Genomic DNA, 16,468 nt, shown 5'->3' with positions numbered 1-16,468 from the left:
TTTTTTAGAATGAAAGGTTTAAACCGGTAGAAATAATCAAGGAAAGTGGATAGGATTGCGCACTACCATAGCCCGAGGGTATTGTTTCAGGGTCGTAGAACAGCATGTCTGACTTGGTGAACAAGTTTTCGCCACTTACATATATTCTCAAGTTACTGATATTGATTTCCTTCGTGATTTCTTTTGGAACGGTATAACCCAACTGTACACTTTTTAATCTTGTATAGGCGCCATTTTGAATATAGCGGTCAACATTATAGGCATAGTTCCTATTGTTGCGGCCCGGGTTGGCGGCGTACGGCGCCGGAAAGTAGGCATCGGTGTTCGGACCAAGTGGACTCGTCGTATCCTCGGGTCTGAAGTAGTCTACATGTTCGTCAAAAACCATGGCGTGGAAGGGCCCCTGTGCAGGACCCCTGAAGCGCTGGTGGTTGGACACCAGTACATCCCTTTTACCTATACCCTGAACGAATACATTGAAATCCAAACTCTTATAATTCAGCCCCAGTGTAAACGAATACTGGTACCTCGGTGTCGTATTCCCGATCACCGACCAGTCGCCCATATCGTCAGAGGTATAGGCGCCCCTGTCGATCACCCCGTTTCCATCGAGATCGGCATACTTGGTATCACCCGCCCAAAAATCACCGGATATAAAGGATTGATCGACCCCATAGGTTTGATATTCATCGTCGGTGGCAAACCATCCGGCCCAGGTAAACCCGTAAATATCACCTAGGTCTTGCCCTTCAAAGTAAGGTTGTGCCAAGGAGTTGGTCTCATTGGGGTACTCGATCATGGTTCGCTGGTAATCGGACAATACGGCCCTAAGGTTATAACTAAAGTCTTCGTTTATCTTTTGCCTCCATGTCGCCTCAAACTCCCAGCCTTCGATTCGCGACGTTCCAATATTGGTGTTGGGGGAAGAGGTACCGAGAACGGCCGGCAGGTCCAAACCGGGTCCCTGTATGCCGTCGACATCGGTTCGATACCAGTCGAAAACAACGCCCAATTTATTGCCAAAGGCGTTGATATCGACACCAAAATCGGAAGTCTTTACCGTTTCCCATGTTAGGCTATTGCTCAAAAGATCCGGCGTTCCTGAAAAAATGGCCTGGCTTCCGTCGAATAGATAAGCCGTACCCGGGCTATTTATCGGAATAGTCGATAAATACTGATAGTCTTCAACATTCTGGTTTCCCAAGGTACCGTACGACCCCCTTAGCTTAAACGTGCTGATCGCCCCGATAGGCCAAAAATTTTCCTTCGCCACGTTATATCCGGCGGAATAAGAGGCAAAACCGGCAACCCGTTCATCGGGCTCAAACCTAGAGGAACCATCGGCCCGGTAACTGACCTCGAATAAATACTTCTCGTCGTAATTATACCTAAGCCTACCGAACCCACTTTGGGTCGCCCAATGGGTAATGGCCTCGTCTACGGTCTGGTTCTCACCAAGCGACGCATTAAACGACACAACGTTGTCGGTAATCAAATAAGAAGTGTTTCCGCCCAACAAATGGTATTCGTTCAGTTGACTTTGGTATCCGATGGTGGCATCGATATTGTGCTTGCCGAATGTTTTGTTGTAATTCGCAAACAGGTTGGGCGAAAAATACTCTTGGTTTATGAAAGTAGGTTCGTAAACCGTTGATTCTTGATCTGTGGCATAAACCGTCTCCCCGAAAGAATTCAGGTACGAGGTGGTAAGTAGCTTATAGGTGTTGGAATCGTTGTTTCTCCGATAATTGAACTGCAAATTAAACCTCAGGTCTTTGATAGGCTCGACCACCACCCTTGGCGATATGACTATTTGGTTCGTTTCGGCCTGATAACGCTGATTTTCCCAAGTCGGGTAATAGGCCTGAACAAGAGGCTCCCCAAAGGGGTCTACCGTTGGCAATGTCGGCTTGATCTTAGACAATAGATCAAAGACACGCGAAGTGTTTCTTGCGGTACTTCCCGCCCCGGTATAGGTAGGATAATCCGACTCGCTTTTCACCAACTTGGTATAGAGTTCCAACGTAAGCCAATCTTTGGGTTTGACCGATAATTTGGCATCCATGTTCAGTCGTTGAAAATCTTCAAAACCAACGCTCAACAGCCCTTCTTCCTTATACAGCCCGGTAGAAATGTAATAGTTGATCCGCTCATCCCCACCGGCGATGCTCAAATTGTGCTTGGTCCTTTCGGCCCAGTCCTTAAACAGGAAGTCCTTCCAATCCGTGGCTCCGGTAGCGCCCAAACCGGCGCTGCTTTGATCCCAGTTGCCATCGTTGTTTTCATCGACCAGGGCAGGTGCACTACCGGGGTTGGCCATGTTCATGGCAATTCTTTCAAGGGCCTCTTCATCCCAATAGGGTCCTGCATTGTTATTTTCCCGGGCATCGTTCATTACATAGGCGAACGTAAGGGCGTCGACCGATTCGGGCCAGATGGTCGGACGTGTCAACGAAAAATTGGTATTGTAGGTAACCCGCATTCCCCCTTCCAGGCTTTTTCCGCTCTTGGTGGTTATTACGATGGCCCCTCCTGCCGCTTCGGCCCCGTAAATGGAAGCTGCCGCCGCATCCTTCAATACGGAAACCGACTCAATGTCCTCGGGATCGATATTGTTCAAATCCATCCGTATACCGTCTACCAATATTAGTGGGGAGCTATTGGACAGGTTACCGTCGGCATCCGTGGCCTGAAAACCACGGATGTTGATTTCCGGGCTCGCACCGGGTTGTCCTCCCGCCTCGGAATTGGTTATGACCAAGTTCGACACCGCACCTTGCAGTCCTCTTGACACATTGGCAATGGGCCGGTCTTCAAATATCTCGGAGTCTATCTGCGATACCGAAGCCGTAAGGTTGATTTTCTTCTGGGTGCCATAACCTACAACGACCACCTCTCCCAAGTTAGCCGCATCCTCGACCAAGGTCACCGTCAATTGGCTGGCCCCGTTGACCGCCACCTCCTTGGTCTTGAAACCCAGGTAGGAGACGACCAACACCGCATCGCTTCCTTTCAGATCGATAGTAAATTCACCGTCAAAGTTTGCCGTCACCCCATTTGTGGTACCTTTTTCAACGATATTGGCCCCGGCCAATGGCAGTCCCTGCCCATCGACCACCACTCCGCTGACCTGAAGCTTCTGTGCCACAACAGGCGGTGTCCGGTCCGTTTTCGGATCATCCGACGCCTCGTCCTTGCCTATGGGAGTCAGTACGATTTGCCTGTCGATTACCTTATAGTTCAAATTGCCCTTAAAGATTTTTTTAAGGATGTTTTCTATTTTTTGGTCCTTGACCTTTATGCTGACATGGCCCATCGATACAATGTCGGGCTTGCTGTAGAAGAATTTAAACTCCGATTTCGATTCGATTTCAGAAATCACCTTGAGCACCGAAACATCATTAAGATTCAATGAGATCTTTGTGTTTTGGGCATAGCCGACATTTGCCTGCAATTGAAGCAACGTGGTAAACAAGAACAGTAGGGATAACTTCATTTTCAAATCGAATTTTGGAAAAATATACTTCCAACCTTCAGGAGTGTTCCTTAGTTTTTTCATAATTTTGAATAGATTTAGTTGTTAAGCGACTGAGTCTTTTAAATTTTTCGGAAGGTGCTGCAACACTTTCCGATTTTTTTTGTTTTCAGGTCATAGACATTTTAGTTTTAGTTGGTTGATCGTTCGTTGGCACCACTTTGATGCCCACGTGTTATTTCGAATTGTTATTTACCTCGCGTATTACAATCTTGTCGTCCTGTCTTTCATATTGAAAGGGGGTGTGCTCGCTACAGACCCTGAGAATTTGGTCCAGCGATTCTTCGTCAAAGGTTCCCGTAAATTTTTTGTCCCCCAAGGCCTTGTACCGGTTTTCGATCTCGATATTGAAATTCCGCTCCAGTTCCTTCAATATCAAGGTAAAGGGATCGTCTACAAAAAACAGCTTTCCTTCCTTCCAAGCTATGTATTTTTCGACGTTGACTTGCCCCACGGCAATTTCATTGTTCTCAAAGACAGCACGTTGGCCGGGTTCCAACCGAACCGTAGCCTCGGTAGGTTCTTCCTGCGAATTATAGACAAGCACGCTCCCCTCGACAAGCACGGTTGAGGTATTGTTTTCGTTCTTATAGCTCGAAACATTGAATTCAGTGCCCAATACGCGGGTTTTCATATCGTCGGTAATAACGGTAAAAGGGCGTTCGCTATCCTTCTCCACCGAGAAATAGGCCTCGCCGTCCAAATACACGTTTCTCGGCTCACCGGCTATAAAATGGGCGGGATACTTAAGCTTCGAACCCGAATTGAGGTAAACATGGGACCCATCGGAAAGGGCCACTTCAAATTTCTTTCCATAGGGCACCGTTAGCTGATTGTACTTCACAACTTCATCGCTCGAATGCCCCCCTTCGTACTTTAGCACATTCTTCTCTTGCTTGACCACACCCGCTTCGGAACGGATAACCACATCGGAAGACATCTCGTCGAGAACCTTTATCGTACCGTCTTCAAGCTCCAAGGTAATTTGGGCGGGCGTCTCGGTGACGGCCGTATTGGATTGCCCCATAAAATAAACGGCCAAAGTGGTCGCCATCAATCCCACAAGAACGGCGGCAGCCCTTAAAAAGACCTTGCCGTTCGATTTCCTCTTTTCTGCCACATACCCGGCCGCATCGGTCCTCCGCTCGATGATATTTCGCCACATCGCATTGAAATCCTGCTCCGGAAGCGTCTCTTCCTGTGCGTTCAGCAGCAACACGAACCTGCGCGCCTCTTCGACAAGCCCTTGCCTCTCAGGATAATCGTTCAACCAATTCTGCCAGAAATTATCGCACATCGCATCGGAATCCAACACCCATTTCTGAAAGTATTCGTCCGTAATAAAATCCTCAATATTATAATTAATGTATTTCATTATCCCTTGTTGCCAGCCCAACCGACCGTGGCTTTTTTAGTAAGAGAAGCTTAACATAATTTTTACTTAAAAAAAATGTGCCTTTTTTAGACAAAAACCAAAAACACATTGAAATACAACAACTTATAGTCACCTAAAAAGACCCAAAATGTAGTAAGCAAAAGACAAGTGCAAAAAAGAAAAGGCCCTTGTTCTTGGGCGCCTCTATTGACAGAGCCACCATATGGTGCAAATGGAGACCAAATATTGCCGCAGCAACTTAATGGTATGGGCCATTAGATTGTACACCCCTTTTTTGTCGAGCCCCATAATCTCCGATATCTCATCGTAGCCCAGATTAGCGTAATACTTTAGGTGTATTATCTCCCGCTGTTTGGCGTTGAGCTTGCCCAAGGTTTTGAGCAATTGCTTGCGTTCGTCGTCGAAACGCTGTTTTTCGATCAAGTTGATTTCCGTTGAAGGGGTTTCGAGTCGCAAAAGTTCGGACTCACTGGTATCGGCAAACCGCTTTCTTTTTTTGCTTGCCTGGGCAATCAATTTCCGCCTGATCGATTTGTACAAATAGGATTTGATCGAACGTACTTGCCCCAGTCTTTCCTTGGAATCCCACAATTCGACAAACAGGTCTTGTATGGCATCTTTGACCAAATCCTTGTTGGACACCAATTTAAGTCCGTAACTGTACAAAAACCGGACATTATCCTTATATATGGTGGAATAGGCCGCCTCATTCCCCATTTTAAATTCCTGCCAAAGTTGATAGTCGGAAGACCCGGAAGTAGTTCGCCCTTGATCGGACGCATAGTCCCCCTTTAGATTGATAGGTTTATTTGCATTATGTAGAAAATTGACACTCAAACCAGCACGAAAATCCTTATCCTCTATTCAACAAAAAAGCGACTAAAATTAATAAAAAAACGATCATGTTCTATTTTTTTTGCCAAAAGCACAATTTTTAACATCCGACCATGGTGTTATTTCCCAACAGTTTGGCCCAAAAAAAAATGGGTGGGGCGGCTATCCCGTCCATAAAAAAACAGCTGACAAAGCTTGATTGTTTACTGCAGAAAGGTGCTGTAAAAGCAATGCGGAACCTTACTCTATGACCGTTGTATCGCCTGCGATAAAAAACGCCTCGATTTCGGGATCGATACCATCTTCGACAAGCATGTGGGGAGCTTCCCCCTTAAATTTTTCCAAGGCCCCGACGGTAACATCGGTATCCCAGAGGTAGAGTTTTTTTAAGTTGGGCAGTCTTTTGAATACCGAAAGGCTCTTATCTCCGATAGAGGTTTGATACACTTTCAGCAAGCCGAGCTGTTTCAGGTCGGCCAGTTTTTCGATCGCATCGTCACCGATGGGTGTTTTATCGAGTTCCAACCATTCGAGATGGGTACAGGTGGCTATAAAATCGATTTCTTCCGAACCAATGGGTATGCCGCTCAAATCGAGTTCCACTATGTTTTCCGCGACCCTTTTTAGGTTGACCACAGGTTGCGGGTCGTACTCGGGAGGCAAATAAACATCAACGCTCAAGGCCTCGGCGTTGGCGGCCATTCGGTTGATGGTCAAATAATCGGACGACAGACGAAGCAGGGTTGTGTCGGCCACTTTCGGGAACTCCGCCCACTTGTCAAGCGGGTCGGGTACCATCAGCGACTTGACCAAGCCGATCAAAGGTTCGGGTTCCTTTAGGTCCGACAGGCGCAAGGTATCGGAAGCGCCCAAGGCGATCCAACGCTCCAAAATACCGATCTCGGTATCGGTAAGCGGTGTTTTCCCCTCGGGGGGCATATGCCCGTCGTTATCCATGGGTAAGTGGAGGCGTTTGACCATTTCGCTTTCCCCCGGTTTTCCGGGAACAATGGCAGTACCGCTCTCCCCTCCTTTCAGGAGTGCGTCGCGATCGGTCATCAACAATTCCCCTTTTTGTTTGTTCGGGTTGTGGCACGAGATGCACTTATCGTTCAAGATTCGGGCGACCACATCGCCATAAATAACCGGGTTATCCGGAATTTCTCTCTGTTTTGGATCGATCGGCAGGGCCAAAAAATCTTCCCCATGGGTAAGCATCCCTCCGTAATGACCTGTCAAGGCGATAAGACCTAGCAGTACTACCTGCCATACCTTGGCAAAAATACCCCTTCCCAAGCCCATATTCGACAAGGCATACCAAACGACCGAAACAAAGGCCACTGCCGCCCCGAGCCATTGATGCCATACAAGCAGGCTACCCCTGACCACGGTTTCCTTTCCCAAAAAAAAGCCGGTAATGGCCGTAACCAAGGCCGAAAGCACGGCCACCACGAGCAAGGGTGGCGGTACCCGCCTACCGGTCAACCCCAAAAAAAGGGCGAGCAATAGCAGCACTATCGGAAAATGCAACACGAGCGGGTGCCAATGGCCCAGCCACGAAACCAATCGCGGAAGTTCTAGGTAGGATTCAAAGACAAGGCAAAAAACAAGGAAGACCGACAGTGCCAAAACAGCATAATCGACCCATCGACTTTTTGAAGCGTACGTCATCCCCTTAAGCTAAAAGGTCTTTGACTACATTCCCCGCCACGTCGGTCAGACGAAAGCGCCGACCTTGGTATTTGTACGTCAATTGCTCGTGATCAAGCCCCATGGCGTGCATTAGGGTAGCGTGAAAGTCGTTGATATGTACCGGATTTTCGACCACATTGTACCCGAACTCATCGGTCTGCCCATAGTTCAGGCCCGGTTTTATCCCTCCCCCGGCCATCCAAATGCTGAAGGCCCGTGGGTGGTGGTCGCGCCCATAATTGGCCGGGTCGAACTTGCCTTGGCAGTAATTGCCTCGGCCGAACTCACCGCCCCAAACGACCAAGGTATCCTCGAGCATGCCCCGCTGTTTGAGGTCCATGACCAAGGCCGCCGAGGCTTGGTCCACGTCCTTGGCCTGTCCGGCCATTTCATCGGGCAAATTACCGTGTTGGTCCCATCCTTGGTGGTACAATTGTATAAAGCGTACCCCGTTCTCGGCCAAGCGCCTTGCCTGCAGGGCGTTCGCCGCATAGGTACCCGGAACTTGGCAATCTTCGCCATACAGCTTAATAATCGATTCGGGTTCCTTTGAGATATCCATTACATCGGGAACGGACATCTGCATGCGGTAGGCCATTTCATATTGGGCGATCCGCGATTCTATCTCATCGTCTCCCGTTTCTACATGATGCAACTTATTGAGCTCTGAAACCTCGTTCAAGAGATCGCGTTTTTCGGAGCGGGAAATCCCGTCGGGATCGTTCAGGTACAAAACCGGATCTTTTCCCGATCGCAGCAGTACACCCTGATGCTTGGAGTCCAAAAAGCCACTCGACCACAATTTCGAGTACAGGCCTTGGCTATTGCCCTTTCCCCTGGAAGTCAATACCACGAAGGAAGGAAGATTTTTATTTTCGCTGCCCAAACCGTAACTCATCCACGACCCCATACTGGGCCTACCCGAAATCTGGCTTCCCGTTTGAAAAAAGGTAATGGCCGGATCATGGTTGATGGCTTCGGTATGCATACTCCTGACAACGGTTATATCGTCGGCTATCTTGGCTATATGCGGAAAATAATCGCTGATCCAAGTACCGCTTTGGCCATACTGACGGAAATTCACGGCAGGGGGCATAAGCGGAAACTTATCTTGATTGGCGGTCATTCCCGTCAACCGCTGCCCATTTCGGATGGACTCGGGCAGATCTTCGCCCATACGTTTGCGCAAAGTGGGTTTGTAATCAAAGGATTCCAATTGCGAAGGTGCCCCGGCCTGGAACAAATAAATGACCCGCTTCGCCTTAGGGGCAAAATGCGGTATACCCAAGGGCATGGCCGCCCTGTTGTCTTCCCTTCCCTTGAACAGGTCGGGAATCAACAAAGACCCCAAGGCCAAGGAGCCGATACCCACGCTTAACTGCGAAAAGAAATGTCGCCTATTTACCTTTAACGGATTCTCCTTCTTGTTCTTGTCTTCTTCCATGTTCTTATTCTTTGGTAATGGTTTCGTCCAAATTGTAAATTACCTGCGCCGTCAACATAAGGGCAGCGGTTTTGGCGGGATCCGTATCCAACTGCCTGTAATTGCCCACGGCTACCAACTTCCTTGCCTCTGCCAAATCGTTTTGATAGATGGACAATGCATTGTGATAATAGGCCTTTAGGGTCAACAGTTCTTCTTTCTTGGGCATTCTGATCAAGATACGCCGGAACACCTCGGTTACGTAATCGGGGTTATCGGCATCGGCCGAAACCATGCACTGGGCCATGACGCGGGCCGCTTCCAAGACCTGCACATCGTTTTGCAGCACCAAGGCCTGTAAGGGCGTATTGGTCTTTTGCCTTCTGACTTCGGAAAAATCGCGGTTAGGGGCATCGAAAATCGTCATCGACGGAGGGGGCAGCGTACGCTTCCAAAAGGTATACAGAGACCTCCTGTACAGATCTTCGCCCCCATCGGGAACATAGGTGGTCAGAACGCCCCGATTGCCCCCGGCATTGGTTTCCTCCCATAGGCCTTTGGGCTGGTAGGGTTTTACGCTGGGCCCACCGATCTCTTTGTTCAACAATCCACTGGTAGCCAGTATGTAATCCCTGATCATTTCACCGCTCATGCGGAACCTCGGGGCCCTCGCCAACCATTTATTTTCGGGATCGGCCTTTTTAAGGGCGGGCGAAAGTTCCGATTTTTGCTGATAGGTCGCCGAAAGCATGATTTTCTTCAACAGGTATTTGATATCCCAACCGTGCTCCATAAAATCAACTGCCAGCCAATCCAAGAGTTCCGGATGGGTGGGCAGGCTGCCTTGAACCCCAAAATCCTCGACGGTCTCCACCAGTCCCTTTCCAAATACCATGGCCCACAAACGGTTGACAAAAACCCGTGCCGTTAACGGATTTTTGGTATCGGTAAGCCATTGGGCCAAGCCCAGGCGGTTCTTGGGCAGCTCTTCGGAAAAAGCGAATATGGTCGCAGGCGTACCCGGAACTACCGAATCGGTCGGCTGGTCGTACTCTCCCCTATTTAGAATATAGGTGGTTTTGGGCGCGGAATCGTTCATCACCATTACATTGAGCCTAGGTGTCTTTTTCATATTGATAAACGACAGCACATCTTCGGTTTCATCGGCGGTAATGGTTATAAACGGGGGGTCGGCGAAGAATTTTTGGTTTTTGGCCTGAACGGCATCCATCTGCAATCCCTTTTCATCTACTTGGTTAAAAAAGGCGAACATTTCAAAATAGTCCTTTTGCGATATGGCGTCGTACTTATGGTCGTGGCACCGGGCGCATTCCAAGGTCAGGCCAAGAATGCCTTTTCCAAGGGTATTGGTGCGATCGAGCACATAATTGACGCGATATTCCTCTTGTATGACCCCGCCTTCCTGGGTAATCGGATGGTTGCGATTAAAGCCGGTCGCCAAAACCTGTTCCTTGGTGGCATTCGGCAATAGGTCTCCGGCCAGTTGCCAGGTCAAAAATTCATCATAGGGCAGATTTTTGTTAAAAGCGTGGATCACCCAGTCGCGCCAAGGCCACATCGTGCGGTAACTGTCGTCTTGGTACCCGTGTGAATCGGCATAGCGGGCGACATCCAACCAAGATTGGGTCATTCGTTCGCCATAGGTGGGCGAGGCCAAAAACTCATCGATGACCTTGTCGATTTTGTCTTCGGAGATATCCCGTAACAAGGTCGGGACCTTCTCCGGCTCAGGGGGCAACCCGGTCAGGTCCAAACTGATCCGCCGGATCAGGGTCTCGTCGGTGGCCCTTTCCGAAGGGCCTAGACCTTGCCCTTCGAGCTTATCGAGGATAAAACCATCGATTTCATTATGTCCCCAGTCGGACACCTCGCTCTTGGGAACCTCGGTTTTTTCAGGGGGGATAAAGGCCCAGTGCCTTTCAAATTTCGCACCTTGACGGATCCATTTTTTGATCAACTTTTTTTCGTAGGCATTCAATGCCAGCTTTGAATCGGGCGGAGGCATCATTTGACCGGGGTCTTCGGAAACTATCACCGCATAGACCTTGCTCTTGTCCAAATCCTTGGGCACGATGGCGTATTCGCCCGGACTCTCGGGAAGTTCCGACAAGGCCATATGTTCCACGTCCAAGCGGAGTCCGGCCTTTCGTTTGTTCGCATCGGGACCGTGGCAGGTATAGCAATTATCGGAAAGAATGGGCTTAATATGAAAATTGTAATCTACCGTCTCCGGTAACGGTAAGGCTGCGTATTGGTCTTTTTCAGTTGCGAATACGCCTTTTTTATAGGCATAAAGGGCACCTATCATTACCGCGAGTACTAGTAAAATGGCAATTTTGTATTTCATCCGTTTGGGTTATCCGATATCTACCGGCCTATACCTCTTTAAATTTAAGCATTTTCCGTGATTACACCGCACAAGTATTTTGGCCACAATTGGATATATCTTACCCATATCCCCGTTTGAATGGCCCGCAATCATCATTCTGTCCAAAAGGATACCCTGATCAAAATCGACCTAGGGCCAACCAGGCCATTAATCCACCCCCTATTTCGATGGCCGATTCGTCCAAATCGAAGGTCGGGGTATGAAGACCGGAAACAATTCCTTTTTCGGAATTACCAACGCCCAACATAAAAAAGCAAGCAGGACCATTGTGCGAATAGTAGGCAAAATCTTCGGCGGCCATCCATTGGTCTACCTCGATTACCTTGGCCGAACCGATATACTCCTCGGCCCCTTTTGCCAGATCGGCGGTCAATTGAGGGTCGTTAACCAAATGTGGATAGCCATGGTTGATCTTGAGCTCGCAACTGCCTCCCATCGATTTGGCCATACCCTTCACCAAGGTTTCAAGCTTTGCCAAGGCTTCCTTTCTCCAATTTTCATCGAAGGTTCGAAAAGTACCCTCTATATACACCTCATCGGGCAAAACGTTAATGGCCCCATCGGCGAGCACCTTGCCGAAGGATAGCACCGATGGTATCTTAGGCGAGCCCATCCGGCTGACCAACTGTTGGGCCGCCACGATAATATGCGAGGCGATCAAGACCGGGTCTATCGCATTTTCGGGCATGGCCGCATGGCCGCCCTTGCCCTTTACGGTAAGGAAAAGCTCGTCCATACTGGCCATGAATTTGCCGGAACGGAAACCCACTTTGCCGACCGGTATGTCGGGTCGTACATGCTGCCCGATGTGTATGGGGCTTCCCAGGTTTTGATAGGCCTCCTCCCCTAGTACCCGCGTGGCGCCCCCCGGCATCACTTCTTCGCCAGGTTGGAACAAAAGATGGACATCCCCCTTAAGCCTGTCCTTCAACTGCACAAGTATTTTCGCACAGAGCAAAAGCATGGCCGCGTGGGCATCGTGTCCGCAAGCGTGCATCACCCCCGGATTCTTCGAGGCATAGGCGACCTCGTTCCTTTCCGAAATGGGCAGGGCATCGATATCTGCCCTGAGAAGGACCGGCTTGCCACCCGGTTCGCCCTTTACGGTAGCCAGCAATCCGGTTTCGGCGACCGTCTTTATATCGGTCAGGCCCATTTTTTGCAGTTGTTCCCGCAGATATCCACAGGTTCGATATTCTTGAAAGGAAAGTTCGGGGTTTTCATGCAGATGCCTACGCACATCGACACATTCGCCAAAATGCTTTTTGGCCAAGGCGCGGATATCTTTCTTTAAACCCATATAATGACGTTATTCTTTTAATCAACCTAGGTGAATTCGGCCTGTTCGTCAGTCGAATCGGGGAAGCACCCTTACCGCCTTACTTTGCGAACTTCAAATTGAACTTAACGGTAACCTCGTCGCCCACGACGATTTGGCCGAACATGGCCGTAGGGGGCTCGATACCGAAGTCCTGCAGTACGAGCTTGTATTCGCCCGACAGTTCGACCACATTTCCGGAGCTGTTGAGCGCTACGGGAATCTCGGCCACATTCCGCTTCCCGGCAATCGTCAAATTGCCGACCACGGTCGATTCGTCCTTTAACCCGGTAAGGACAAAAGTTATTTTCGGGTATTCATCCTTTTTAAGGGCCTTGTGCATTTTATTGTCCATCGTCGCACCGCGTTCACTCTTTATTTCTGCCACATCCACCTCAAAATTTATTTCCTTTATCGTGGCATCGGACAACTGCAATTCGCCGACCATTTTTTGGGCGGCGACCGTCCAATCGTGAACGGTGGAAGTACCGTCTATGGTCAACGTACTTTCGTCCGATAGGGTGTAGAGGTCTTGGGCCGATAGCACAAAGCCATAAGCAACTAAAACTAATGTGATAATGTATTTCATCTTTTAACTTTCAAATTCGAATCTTCTTTTCCAAAACACGGCCTACTCGTCCAAAACGGTCTGCCAGAATTTTTGCTGTTCTTCGGGCGAGGGCTGGTTTTTCGGACTCACCAGGCGCATGCCCACATAATTGGAGTCGGTAAACCACCAAAAACTCTTGGGGATCTGGGGGTCTCTTTTCTGCTGGTTCAAACTCGATGCCGACCGGGCCGCCGAGCGCAGTTTGTCGGCATCGTCGTCCCATGAGCCCCCGCGGTACGACCTCGGATGGATAACCGTGGGAACGTGCCATGGGTTTTTCGCCTCCATATGGGCATAGGCGTCTTCCTTATATTCATCCAATGTCCATTCGGCCACATTTCCGTGCATATCGTACAAGCCCCAAGGATTGGGCTTTTTGCTGCCCACCCTGGCATACTTTTCGCCCGAATTCCCGTAGTATACCGCATACTCGTCGATTTGGGAGACATCATCGCCAAAACTATAGGCCGTCGTGGTTCCCGCACGTGCGGCATACTCCCATTCGGCCTCGGTGGGCAGGCGATAGAACTTACCGGTTACGGTACTCAACCACTTACAAAAGACCAAGGCCGAATAGGCCGACATACTCACTGCCGGAAAGCCATCCTTGCCCATACCGTACGACGGGTCTTCATAAGGGGGACTTGGCCGGGTAATAGCGTCGATCTTGATGACCCGATCATCGTCCAGTTTTACGAACAAATCCTTGTTCTGCTTAAAGAAGAGCTCGAACAGATCCCAGGTGACCTCATACTTACCCATATAAAAAGGGCCAAGTTCCACCTTCTTTTGCGGACCCTCGTCCGCTTTTCGATGGGCCTCCGATTCGGGACTGCCCATCATAAAACTTCCTCCGGGGACATAGACCATATCAAAACTTACATTGGCGGCCGGAACCGTTTCGGTATAACCTTCCACTTGATCTGCAGCTGCAGCCGGCGGAACGACCTGTTGTTCCACGGCCGTGGACACGGCTTCATTCGGGGCGGATTGAACGACCGCTTTCTTTGTAGTGCACGATTGTAATAAGCCCGTGGCAAGGGCCAAGCAAAAAATAGTTTTTTTCATATGATTGGTATGTTCGGTTTCGTTTTTGCTAAAATTAAAGGTTTTTTGGGATTGATAAGGCAAAAAAACGGCTTTAAAGGTAAATGTCCTGTTTTTGCCGGTTTCTCGGATTATTCACTGCTCCGCGCAAAGGATTTCTGACACCCAACTCTTCGATAAATGAATTATCTTTGAAGGTTAACATCAACCATCAAAAAATGAAGAAGTCCGTATTGCTGTTGGCCACCCTTTTGGGCACTTTTACCCTTATCGCGCAAAAATCGAACACCAAAAAACTTGAAAAGTTTACACAGGTAAAGGCCTATGACCGCATTGTCGTTACCCTGGTCAAGGGCAATGAAAACAAATTGGTCATTACCGGTGACGACAAGGACGAGGTAAACATATCGAACAAGAACGGCCTGTTAAAGATAAAAATGGAGTTTGACAATTTCATGGACGGCGATGAAGCTTTGGCCACCCTCTACTATACCGAAGAGCTCGATCTGATCGACGCCAATGAGAACGCCAAAATCAAATCCGACGAAACCCTGACCCATACGGGACGGATCGAAATAAAGGCCCAGGAAGGTGGTATTATCGACCTTAAGGTCGACTTGGACGACCTTTACGCCAAATCGGTTACCGGGGGCGAGATCACCTTGACGGGCAGTGCCAAAACGCAGGAGGTGTTGATCAACACCGGAGGCAAGGTATACAATAAGCAACTGAACACCGAAACGACCGAGGTAACGGTCAGTGCAGGTGGTTTGGCCGATGTAAATGCCACAGAAAAAGTAAAGGCCAAGGTAAGGGCCGGGGGGGCAATCTACATTTATGGCAACCCAAAGGACATCGATCGCGACAAGGTATTCGGGGGCAAGATAGAAGTGGTCGAATAAGCTATTGTCCTATAGCCTTTGCTTCAAAGGCCACGAGTTGGTTGTCCTGAAACCCGGGCGAGACCTCGATAGGGTTGCAGCAAACTTCGCAATCTTCGATATAGGTTTGGCTTGTCACCGAGGCATCGAGCAACATAGAAATATGCTCCCAACAGTAGGGGCATTGAAAAAAATGTTCGTACATCCTCCGGGCTTAAGGGGGGTTAACAAGCTACTGAAATACTATGGCGGCCCTTGTTACAAACGCACCACCATTTCCTTTTTCGATGAGTCGTAAACGGCGTTGATTACCGCTACGGCCTTTCTTGCCTCTTTTCCGCCGACCATTGGCGAACGGTCTTGACGTATGGCATCGATCATATCGGCCAAAACGGTTTTGTGGTTTTGGTGGCCTATGGCCGTCGGGTCGGCGGCACCGGAACCGTTCCCCTTGTCCTGTTCCAAGTCGGGGGCATCCGTACCAGGTACGTTCCATTTGACGATCTTACCAGCTTCCATAAGCACACTTCCCTTTTCACCGTATACCTCCAAACGCTCCGGATAGCCCGGATAAAGGGCCGTTCCGGCGGTAATATTGCCTATCGCCCCATTGCTGAAGTTCAACAGGGCACTTCCCACGTCTTCCCCCTCGATATCATGTACACGGGTCTGCACCTTTCCGAAAACCGAGGTTACGTCGCCCATTAGGTGGATCAACAAGTCGATGGTGTGGATGCCCTGGTTCATAAATGCCGCCCCGCCATCGTACTTCAAGGTACCCCGCCATTGGCTCCCGGCATAGTACTCCTTTGACCTGTACCAATTGATATGGGCATTGCCCATCAGCAATTTTCCCAGCCGACCTTGGTTTACGGCGTTTTTGAGAAGAAGGTAATCGGCACTACATCGGTTTTGCAAGACGCAGCCCAACTTTATACCGCCCCGTTCGCAGGCCGCTATGACCTCATCGATCTTTTGGGTGGTCACCTCCAGGGGCTTTTCGCTCAACACATGCTTACCCGCCCTTGCCGCCGCGTTGATCGCCTCTCCGTGCCTACCGCTTTCATTACAGATACAGACCAGGTTTATCCTGTCTTGGGCCATAAATTCGTCCAAATCGCTGTATACGGGCACGCCAAACTGTTCTTCGGCCGTTTTTACCCGGTTTTCAGATTTGGTATAAAGCGCTTCAAGACGGGCATCTTCCAGTTCGGAAATGCATTTGATATAGTTGTTGACAATCGATCCGGTTCCAACGATTCCGATTCCGATAGGGGTAGACATAGTACGCAGTTTTAAGTTACGACTATGTTACAAAGAAA

12 protein-coding genes are annotated in these 16,468 nt (G+C 49.3%); 1 reads left to right on the top strand and 11 read right to left on the bottom strand.

The features are described 5' to 3' along the window. Positions 1-4: 4 nt before the first annotated feature. The 9 genes from BUB37_RS05170 to BUB37_RS05130 form a co-directional block, all read right to left on the bottom strand. Positions 5-3,496 carry a TonB-dependent receptor gene (locus BUB37_RS05170; protein WP_072989499.1) on the bottom strand — a complete coding sequence of 1,164 codons (3,492 nt, stop codon included), beginning with the start codon at positions 3,494-3,496 and terminating at the stop codon, positions 5-7. Positions 3,497-3,710: 214 nt separating this feature from the next. Next, the gene (locus tag BUB37_RS05165; protein WP_139278067.1) at positions 3,711-4,910 is read right to left on the bottom strand and encodes a FecR family protein; all 1,200 of its coding nucleotides are present in this window, start codon (positions 4,908-4,910) and stop codon (positions 3,711-3,713) included. A gap of 204 nt (positions 4,911-5,114) precedes the next feature. After that, a complete protein-coding gene (locus BUB37_RS05160; RefSeq protein WP_072989493.1) occupies positions 5,115-5,648 on the bottom strand; it encodes an RNA polymerase sigma factor in 534 nt (177 codons plus the stop codon). A gap of 357 nt (positions 5,649-6,005) precedes the next feature. Beyond that, positions 6,006-7,436 (bottom strand): c-type cytochrome domain-containing protein, encoded by a 1,431-nt coding sequence (locus tag BUB37_RS05155; protein ID WP_072989490.1) that lies wholly within the window; start codon positions 7,434-7,436, stop codon positions 6,006-6,008. Positions 7,437-7,440: 4 nt separating this feature from the next. Further along, a complete protein-coding gene (locus BUB37_RS05150) occupies positions 7,441-8,901 on the bottom strand; it encodes a DUF1501 domain-containing protein (protein WP_072989487.1) in 1,461 nt (486 codons plus the stop codon). A gap of 4 nt (positions 8,902-8,905) precedes the next feature. Further along, positions 8,906-11,248, bottom strand: coding sequence for a PSD1 and planctomycete cytochrome C domain-containing protein (locus tag BUB37_RS05145; protein WP_072989484.1), 2,343 nt, complete (start codon positions 11,246-11,248; stop codon positions 8,906-8,908). A gap of 160 nt (positions 11,249-11,408) precedes the next feature. Continuing rightward, positions 11,409-12,590, bottom strand: a complete 1,182-nt coding sequence (locus BUB37_RS05140; protein ID WP_072989481.1) for a M20 metallopeptidase family protein — start codon at positions 12,588-12,590, stop codon at positions 11,409-11,411. A gap of 79 nt (positions 12,591-12,669) precedes the next feature. After that, positions 12,670-13,197: a YceI family protein gene (locus BUB37_RS05135; RefSeq protein ID WP_072989478.1), complete on the bottom strand. Its 528-nt coding sequence runs from the start codon at positions 13,195-13,197 to the stop codon at positions 12,670-12,672. Between the two features lie 42 nt (positions 13,198-13,239). Continuing rightward, a complete protein-coding gene (locus BUB37_RS05130) occupies positions 13,240-14,286 on the bottom strand; it encodes a formylglycine-generating enzyme family protein (RefSeq protein WP_094766559.1) in 1,047 nt (348 codons plus the stop codon). 197 nt (positions 14,287-14,483) lie between these two features. On the opposite strand from BUB37_RS05130, the gene BUB37_RS05125 reads away from it, so the two are divergent. Then, positions 14,484-15,167, top strand: coding sequence for a head GIN domain-containing protein (locus tag BUB37_RS05125; RefSeq protein WP_072989474.1), 684 nt, complete (start codon positions 14,484-14,486; stop codon positions 15,165-15,167). A gap of 1 nt (position 15,168) precedes the next feature. Here the strand turns inward: BUB37_RS05125 and BUB37_RS05120 are convergent, their stop codons facing one another. After that, positions 15,169-15,351: a CPXCG motif-containing cysteine-rich protein gene (locus BUB37_RS05120; RefSeq protein WP_072989471.1), complete on the bottom strand. Its 183-nt coding sequence runs from the start codon at positions 15,349-15,351 to the stop codon at positions 15,169-15,171. Positions 15,352-15,404: 53 nt separating this feature from the next. Continuing rightward, complete coding sequence (locus BUB37_RS05115) at positions 15,405-16,430, bottom strand: Gfo/Idh/MocA family protein (protein WP_072989468.1); 1,026 nt, start codon at positions 16,428-16,430, stop codon at positions 15,405-15,407. Positions 16,431-16,468 lie beyond the last annotated feature (38 nt).

Source organism: Pseudozobellia thermophila, from assembly GCF_900141855.1.
In the GTDB taxonomy this organism is placed as follows: Bacteria; Bacteroidota; Bacteroidia; order Flavobacteriales; family Flavobacteriaceae; genus Pseudozobellia; species Pseudozobellia thermophila.
Note: the sequence above shows the minus strand (reverse complement) of the source record. Positions and strands in the feature narration are given on the sequence as shown.